The sequence below is a fragment of the Micromonospora sp. NPDC052213 genome (assembly GCF_040679695.1).
In the GTDB taxonomy this organism is placed as follows: domain Bacteria; phylum Actinomycetota; class Actinomycetes; order Mycobacteriales; family Micromonosporaceae; genus Micromonospora.
In genome coordinates this window covers 1-8074 of sequence record NZ_JBFAVI010000239.1, presented here as the reverse complement: position 1 = coordinate 8074, position 8074 = coordinate 1, and the positions used below count along the sequence as shown (strand labels likewise).

Here is an 8074-nt window from a genome sequence, read left to right as displayed (position 1 = left end):
ATCACCGCCCACGCCTCATCGGTCAACTCACCACGACGCACCACCGGCACATCGTCAACAATCAACCACTACAAGATCGGCAGGACACGCCCTAGCCTGTCTGGTAGGGGCGCCGCCGTCTGTCGCAGCCGGTTCGAGGAGCAGGGCAGCGTTCGGCGGGAACGACAGGGCCCACCATCACTACCGAATCTGACTGTACAGCGATGCATACAGCCAGGACCGCTGGCCAACGCCGACAACCCGACGCGGCAGACGGGCCGCGCAGGGGGCAGTGCTCGCTGACCAGTAGCTTGGGTCTCTTCTAGCCGGACCGGTCGGCGGGCGCGGGTCGGGCGGCCGTCTGCGACGACAGCATGTTCGGGCGCGCTTGCGCGAGTCGCCCCGACAGCAGCGTCGCCTGAGCGACCGAGCCGCCGCCGACGCCCAGGCCGCCACGGGCGGCGCTGTAGAAGTGGTCGCGCGCCTCGTTTGCCCGGTGCAACAGATCGTCGACGTCGTCCTGACCGGTCAGGCCACGGGCGGCACGCTCGATCGCCCAGACGGCGTCGCGCCAGCCGCGTGCCGCCGACACCGTCGCGACGTCCCCCAGCAGCAGGACGCTCTCCCAGGCCAGCGTGTGCCGAACGTCGGCGTCTGCCAGCCGTGCCAGGCCTTCCTCCTGGTCGATCCGGTGTCCCTGGGAGTTGGGGCGGGCGTCGGCGAGCATCCGAACGGCGATGGCGTGGATCTCCTTCAGCACCTGCGCGAACTCGACGTAGGCGTCCAGCCGACGGTCGTCCCAGCGGACGGTCTGGTTCCGCTTCCATCGTGTGCGGTCGGCGATGGAGGTGGCGACGATCGCGCCGATCGTGCCGACCAGCACGCCGAGAAGTGCGGGCAACTGTGCGATGACGCCTCCCATGGCGTCGAGCCTGCCATCCGCCGGCAAGACCGACGACAACACCGCAACCGGGCGCGCGAGCCAGGGGTGACGCCCTACGACCTCCCATCGATGTGCGGACGCGGAAGCGGCAGGTGTGCGAGGAGTCACCGCAATTACCCGGTCAAGGAATTCGACGCGGCCAACCCCGCTCGCCCACCGGCGCGACCGGTTCGTGATCGCCGATGACGACCTGGTGACGGCTCGCACGTGTCGCGTTGATCTTGACAGCTGGCTTTGCACTGACCGATTGTGGCGGGATGACGAAGAGCGTGTGGCTGCACAGGGACGAGGACTTCCGTCCGGGCGCGGAGCTCTTCCGGAGCGAGCGGCACTTCGCCCTGTGGTCGTACTCGGCGACGCACGGCCAGCTGCTGCTGCGGGCGGACCACATGCCCGGGCAGCACGAACGCCTCTCCACGACCGTCGAGGTGCTGTTCAAGCCGATCGAGGCGGTGCGGATGCAGGGCGGGTACCGGGGCCTGGCGATCCGGTGCGCGACGGAGGACGAGGCCACCCGGATCGAGCGGGACATCGCAGGCCACCTCCCAGCTGACGCGCGGGTACTCATCCTCGAGAGCGAGGGCGTGACCGGTATGTCGTCACCCTCGCCGTCGGGTGGAGCGAGGGTGTGCTGTCGAACCTGCGGCCGTCGTTGTTCAACACCTTCAGCCCGTACGACCCGGTGTGGCCGACGAAGCCCCTTGCCGGGGTCGGCGGCGAGCTCGACATCGCCTCGCCCCAAGCGGTCGCCGAGGCGTTCCGCACCGGCCTGCCTGAGGGCATACGCCGCAAGCGGCACCGTCACGTGCATCTGCGCACGGCGGTGACCGAGCAGGACGGCCGTCGGACGCGACACAAACTGGGCGTCTTCCTCACCGAGGCGGACGCCGAAGAAGCACGGCGGGTGATCAAGCCGGACGTGGCGAGTTGCTGGATCGAACCCCTCCCGATGGTGCTCTAGGGTCTGTGTCGAAGTCGATTACAGCCACACGTCGATGGAGGCCCGACGTTCGAATCCCCTCAAGCCCATGACCATGTGCCGGCTGGCTTACCCTGTCGCCGTCACAGACCACCGACGGGCCAGCGCCGTTGCTGCAAGGAAGGCAGCGAGGACGATCGCCGTCTCGGTCCCGATCGCGAGCGGGGTGAGCGGGAAGTTGAGTGCCCAGCCGAAAGCGGCTGCTGCGGCGATCGCGGCCGCGACAGTGGGCGGCAGCGGCAGTGTCATCCGCGCCGTGGTGTGGCGGATGCGGGTCGCATCGCGTAGGGCAAGACGCACGGCGAGGACGGCTCCGGCGACGACTATCGCTGCGACGCCGCCGTAGAAGACACCAGCGGCAAGCCACACCGGCACGCGCACACTTCGCGGCAGGTCGAATGCCGCCACGAATGCCTGGTGCAGGCCAATGACCACGATGTAGCCCACGACGAGGGAGAGCATCGCGCCCGCGGCCGCAACGCCGAGTACCTGGCCGTACCGTGGCGGGGTGCGCTCCAAGCCGGCTTCCTCGGCGATTCGCAGGGCGAACTCGGTGGGGTCAGCGCCGAGAAGCTTTGCGGGATCGAGCCCGTCGGCGGCGGCTGCCTCGAGCTCGACGCGGAGGTCGGCCGCGAGTGACACCCGGTCGCGACGGTGAATGCCGAGAGTGCGCCACTGTCGGTCTGCGGCGGCGAGGATGTTGTCAACGGCCGACGTCGACGTGCTCATGGTCGTCTCCTGGATTCAGTGGACGGACGGCGAGGGTTGCGTTCACAACGTCGGCGAACTGAACCCGCTGCTCGCGCCAGGGCGCGCAGCCGACCGTGGCCGGTATCGGTGAGCCGATAAACCTTGCGGGGTGGGCCGTTGGGACTGGGCTGCAGCGCGTTGGCAATGAGCCCCAAGCGGTGCAATCGGGTGATCAACGGGTAGACGGTGCCGTAGCTCACCGTTCCACGCAAAGATCCTCAAGCCAGCAGCTCAAGCCCCTGGCACCCCACTTCGACACACGCCCTAAGGCCATTGCTCGCTACAAGCTGGATCGATTAGGTCCGTTCGCGAGCGTTGTGAGCGGCTGTGAGTACGGCAGGCGTTCGCTAGAGCACACAGACGGCGGTTTAGGAGTGCGGGGCCGTCCCGCCCGCCCCCACCCTGACCACGGCAGATCCGTGCGCAATTGTGTCGGTGCGGCTGATGGGTCGGATGCGACGGCGGTCTTGCTCCGCAGTTCCGCTCGGCTGTTGGGCCGCGAGCGGCATTACCGCCGTTAGCGGCTGTCAGGTCGGTGCGGACTGGAGTGTGTCCACGACCGGGCGCCGTGTGGCGACCATCGCGGGGATGGTGGTGAGCGCGGCGATGGCGAGCAGGACTCCGAGTGCGGTGGCGAGCAGCCAGGAATCGGGTGGGTACTGGACCTCGCCGGTGCTGACGGATGCAACGAGCCCGATGCCGGCCGGGATCCCCGCGACGACGCCGGGTATGGCGGGAAGCAGTTGCGCTAGTGCCAGGCCCACGCCGGCCTGAGCGGGCGTGGCGCCGAGCGTCCGCGCGACGGCCAGCGGCTGCCGGGCGTCGAGGACCGCGGTCCAGGTGCTCACGATGGCGTTGATGAGCGCAAGAATGCACAGCACGACGGCGAGCACGACCGTGGCCTGCTCGCCCCGTTCCACCCGGGGATTGGCGAGCTCCGTGTAGCCGAGGTCGAAGTGCACCACCTGGGTGTTGACCGTGAGTATGGCGACGAGCGCGGTCGTGGTGATCAGCGTGTTCACGGTGACCAGCCGGGCGCGGCGCGGTCGGCGCGCGTTGATACGCACCCCGATCAGCAGGGCGGTGGGCAGCCGCCGCGACAGCCAGATACGCCACCGCCGGCGCCGCGGTGGCGTTGCAGCGTCGGCCAGCGCGTGAACGGTGCTGGTGGCGGCGGCGCGCACCACCGGTACCAGAGTCGCCGCCACAGCGATCGTGAGGGCGAGGGCCGTGACGGCGATCACCGTGCGCAGGGTGGGTGGCTGGGCGTTGGCGGAGCCGATGAGTCCGGCGCTGGGGCGGATCAGCACGGGTGCGGCGAACCAGCCCGTGGCCAGGCCCGTGGCGGCGCCGGCAAGCCCGATCACGAGGTACTCGGCCAGGTGGACGGCGGCGATCATGGCGGGTCCGGCGCCGACGGCCTTGAGTAGCCCCACCCGGCGGCGCTGGCCGATGATCCGGCCCGCGACGATGCCGGCGACGCCGGCCAGTGCAAGGCCGCTGAGCAGCCAACTGCCGACGAGCAGCACCATCCGCGCGTCGCTGTACAGCCGACCGTTGAGGTGGCCGATCTCCTGCCAGATGGTGAGTTGGTCGCCGACGGTGTACGTGGTGCTGGCCGCCGGATCGGCGAGTTTGAGGTTCAGTGTGTACGACAGCGGCTGGCTGCCCGCGAGCATGGCGATGTCGCTCTGGTCGACCCAGACCAGGCCGCCGCGCTCGACCATGATGCTGCCGGGGTAGTGCCATCCGGCGTACGGATACGTCGCTCTCGCGGCGGTGACCGCGGTCCCGATCACGCGCAGCGGATGGCCGTCGACGCTGACCGTGTCGCCGGTGCGGATGCCGAGGGCGTCGGCGAAGAAGCGCTCGACGACCACGCCGCCGGGGCGTACCCAGGTGCCGTCGCTCACGGCGGGCCGGTCGACCGATACGGGTGCGTCGTCCCGGCCCTCGACGACGGCATGCGCGGACTTGCCGTGGGCCGTCATCGTCAGGTAGGCGATCGGGAAGGGGCCGCTGTGATCGGTGACGCCGGCCGCGGTGGTCATCGAAGCGAGCTCGTCCAACGCGGCCTGGCCGGTGGCACGGGGTGTCACGATCACGTCCGGGCCGGCGGTGGCGGTCCGGGTCTGCTGGTACGGCCGGTCGGCGATTTCGTTGAGGGCCAGGCCGAGGGTCAGCGTGGCGGTGGAGGCGGTGATGGCGGCCAGGAGCAGGACGGTTTCGGTTCGGCGGCGGCGCAGGTCCCGCATCAGCAGCCGACAGACGAGCAGGAGTCGGCCGGACATGTCAGCGCCGCCCGTTGTAGACGGTGCCGGTGGTGGCGGCGCTGGCGAGCTGGGTATCGTCGGCGAACGCGCCGTCGCGCATGGCGATCACCCGGTCGGCGACCGCCGCGATGCGGGCGTCGTGGGTGACCACCACCAGGGTCTGCCCTGCGACGCGCAGCTCCTCGAACAGCCGCAGCACCTCCAGGGTGGCGGCGCTGTCCAGGTTGCCGGTGGGTTCGTCGGCCAGCACGACCAGCGGCTCGTTGCTCAAGGCGCGGGCGATGGCAACCCGCTGGCGCTGCCCACCGGACAGCGCCGAGGGCAGGTGCGCGGCGCGGTCGGCCAGCCCGACCCGGTCCAGCAGGTACATCGCCTGCTTGCGGGCCCGCCCCGGTGACTGGCCGGCCAGCAGCGCGGCCAGCTCGACGTTCTCTACCGCAGTCAGCTCGTCCATGAGGTGGAACGACTGGAAGACGAACCCGACGTGATCGCGCCGCAACCGGGCCAGGGCCCGCTCGCTCATCGTGTCGATCTGGTGCTCGGCCAGCCACACCTGCCCGCCGGTCGGGCGTTGCAGCCCGCCGAGCAGGTGCAACAGGGTGGACTTGCCGCAGCCGCTTGGGCCCATGATCGCCAACGTCTGTCCGGCGGGTACGTCCAGGTCGACCTCGTCGACCGCGCGCACCAGCCCGCTGTCACGGCCATACTGCCTGGTCAGTCCGCACGCTCGCAGTACCGTCGATCCGGTCACGCTCCCGCCTTCCGCCCAGGCCGATCACCCACGGTCCACATGCGTTCGCACGCCTCCAACCACTCCAGGTCGGCCCGCAGTCGCAGCACGACACCCTCCAGCAGCAACCCGGCAACCGGGTCCACCGACCGGTCCAACGCGGCCCGCTGGGTGTCGCGCAGCCGACGCAGCACCTCGCGCCGCTGCGCGTCGACCAGGGCCACTGGATCGGCCAGCCGGGCGGCCGCGGCGGCCACCAGCTTGAGATGGAACTCCGTGAGGTCGGGCTTCGGCCAGCTCACCTCGGTCAGCCAGGCGGCGACTCGCTGTTGCCCGGCCGGGGTCAGCGCGTACACCCGCCGGTCGGGCCGGTCCGGCAAGCCCTCGGTCCTCTCCGAGGTCACCAGCCCGGCCTTGCCCAGCCGGGCCAGCGTCACGTAGATCTGCCCGGCGTTCATCGCCTCGCCCAGCGGACCGAGCGCGGCACGCATGCGGCTGCGCAGCTCATACCCGTGCGCCGGCTCCTTCGCCAGCATGGCCAGCACCACGTCCTGCACCCGGGCAACCCCTTCGGATAGATCGCTAATAGATAACCGCTAGCTATTGCGCTGTCAAACTCGGCGGCGGGTGTGCAGACTCAGGCAGCTACCAACCTGAGTAGTGATCCGCGCACAGTGCCCGGGGTGCTCCAACCCGCAGACGTTCCGTGCGCACATCGGCAGATCCGTGCATGGGCATCAAGTTGATACCTGCGTCTAACGTCTACGGAGGGTGACGGCGTTCCTGCCTTCCGGCGCGCCCGCTCGGCGGCATGAGTGAGCATTCGATCGTGGAACATTGGTGGGGCGGGCCACCTGCATTCAGATGGCGTGGTGGTAGTCAGTGTCCGCTCGTGGCTCAGCGCAGGTCGACCTCGACATGGTGTTGCGCGAAGATGCCGAGCAGATCCTCCAGGGTGATCGCCCGTCCCAGTCGTCGCCGGTCGTAGCCGGCGACGAGGTGTTCGCGGGCGACGACCGCGTCGTGCCACATCAGCCGGAACGGTGTCCGTGCGCCAAAGTTCCCGCAGAGGCAGTCGTCGAGGGCGTCGAGGTTCCAGCCGAAGTATCCGCCCGGTCCATTGATCGCCTCGCCGATCGCACAGTAGAACCCTTCGATGTTGGTCACGAACCGGCCGTCGAGGTCGTACGTGGTGCCGGCGGGTCGGTCCGGCGCACCGGACTGGTGGGCGAGCGCCACTCCGGCCCAGTGGTGGCGCAGTTCCCGGTCGTAGCGGGCCCACAGGTTCTTTTGGGCGGGCGGTCCGTTGTGCCAGTGCTTCAGGATGCCGAGGACTGCCGTGGGCAGCGGTTCCTGTGGGTCGTTGTCGACCGTCACGTCGAGGAGCCCGGCACCGAGTCGCGACGGCTCGCCTGCCTCGACCGTTCCGGACACCACGGCGCCTATCACCCGGTTGGCGAACCCATCGGCGGCGATCATGTGCACCTCGGCGCGGATCCGGCGGCGACGCAGGCTTGCCTTGGTCGATTGCCCGACCGCGTCGAGTGCGGTCAGCAATGGCGTTTCCGGTCGGCAGCCGAGTAGCCGGACCTGCGGCACCGGCGGTGCGGCTTGCTCGCGGAACACGCCGGTGAGGTCCCGGCATGTGCCGTACGGCGTTTCATCCCGGCCCGAGAGGGCGAATTGGGTGACGTCGCCCGGACGTACTACTGCGTCCGTGCGGTCGTAGACGTGGATAAACCCGTCGAGATCGATGTCCACGGTTTCCGGCACCGTGCGGCTTGGCCGTTGCGCGAGCACGACGACGTCGCCGAGGTCCTCGCCCCACCAGGACGGCGGCGTGCCTGGCGGTGGCGGAGGCGCCGTTATCGAGATGTCCCCCAGCCAGGCCCGTTCGGTGCCGAGTGCCTCGGCGGGCAGCCGGTCGATCAGGTCGGCAAGCGCGCCATCCGGAGCGCAGCCGACGAGCGTGAACCGCTCCCGCGGCCGGGGCGGCAGGTCGACGAACAGTCCTTCGATCTCCACACACAGTGCCAGCGGGATGTCGTCCTCGTAGAAGCCCTCAAAGCCGACATCGCCAAGGAGCAGCCAGCGCGGGCCGACCGGAAGCTCCCATGTCCACCGCCGCTGCTCCGGCGCATGATCAGCCCCGGAACCGACGCTCGTCGTCACGCCGCGACCCTACCGGCTCGGAACGCCCCGTCGGGGGCGCGCTCGTGGACGGCGGAGCATCAACACCCGCGCTCAACGTGTCGGCTCATCGGCCATGACCCGAGGCTGAGGTGTCCGGTTCGTCGTGGCACCGGCAGCGCGGATAGCGGCTACTTAGAGACTTGGTCCAGGATCGATGTCCGGCCAGACTCGGTCCAGGTGCCCGGCGAGACGCTCCCACATTGCGGCTGCCCTCCGGTGTCATTGGT

General features: G+C 69.7%; 8 protein-coding genes. 1 reads left to right on the top strand and 7 read right to left on the bottom strand.

Annotation, left to right across the window (positions count from 1 at the left end; translation table 11 throughout):
- Window positions 1–301 precede the first annotated feature (301 nt).
- The gene (locus AB0L34_RS31670) at window positions 302–928 is read right to left on the bottom strand and encodes a hypothetical protein (protein ID WP_363709085.1); all 627 of its coding nucleotides are present in this window, start codon (window positions 926–928) and stop codon (window positions 302–304) included.
- Window positions 929–1550: 622 nt separating this feature from the next.
- Here AB0L34_RS31670 and AB0L34_RS31665 point away from each other — a divergent pair.
- Entirely contained in the window at window positions 1551–1883 is a 333-nt protein-coding gene (locus AB0L34_RS31665) for a hypothetical protein (protein WP_363709083.1), read from the top strand.
- Between the two features lie 87 nt (window positions 1884–1970).
- Here AB0L34_RS31665 and AB0L34_RS31660 read toward each other — a convergent pair whose 3' ends face one another.
- From AB0L34_RS31660 to AB0L34_RS31635, 6 genes are all read right to left on the bottom strand, one after another.
- Window positions 1971–2630, bottom strand: coding sequence for a hypothetical protein (locus AB0L34_RS31660; protein WP_363709081.1), 660 nt, complete (start codon window positions 2628–2630; stop codon window positions 1971–1973).
- Complete coding sequence (locus AB0L34_RS31655; protein ID WP_363709079.1) at window positions 2627–2851, bottom strand: PadR family transcriptional regulator; 225 nt, start codon at window positions 2849–2851, stop codon at window positions 2627–2629. Before AB0L34_RS31655 ends, AB0L34_RS31660 begins: the two co-directional genes overlap by 4 nt.
- Window positions 2852–3178: 327 nt before the next feature.
- Window positions 3179–4942: an FtsX-like permease family protein gene (locus tag AB0L34_RS31650; RefSeq protein ID WP_363709077.1), complete on the bottom strand. Its 1764-nt coding sequence runs from the start codon at window positions 4940–4942 to the stop codon at window positions 3179–3181.
- Window position 4943: 1 nt separating this feature from the next.
- Window positions 4944–5675, bottom strand: coding sequence for an ABC transporter ATP-binding protein (locus AB0L34_RS31645; RefSeq protein ID WP_363709075.1), 732 nt, complete (start codon window positions 5673–5675; stop codon window positions 4944–4946).
- Complete coding sequence (locus AB0L34_RS31640) at window positions 5672–6211, bottom strand: PadR family transcriptional regulator (RefSeq protein WP_363709073.1); 540 nt, start codon at window positions 6209–6211, stop codon at window positions 5672–5674. Before AB0L34_RS31640 ends, AB0L34_RS31645 begins: the two co-directional genes overlap by 4 nt.
- 340 nt (window positions 6212–6551) lie before the next feature.
- On the bottom strand, window positions 6552–7826 hold the full coding sequence (locus AB0L34_RS31635; RefSeq protein ID WP_363709071.1) for a barstar family protein: 1275 nt from the start codon (window positions 7824–7826) through the stop codon (window positions 6552–6554).
- Between the last annotated feature and the right edge of the window lie 248 nt (window positions 7827–8074).

Bases quoted from the DNA above. Each gene is read 5' to 3' on its own strand.
- AB0L34_RS31650 (WP_363709077.1), bottom strand. From the start codon at position 4,942: ATGTCCGGCCGACTCCTGCTCGTCTGTCGGCTGCTGATGCGGGACCTG.
- AB0L34_RS31660 (WP_363709081.1), bottom strand. From the start codon at position 2,630: ATGAGCACGTCGACGTCGGCCGTTGACAACATCCTCGCCGCCGCAGAC.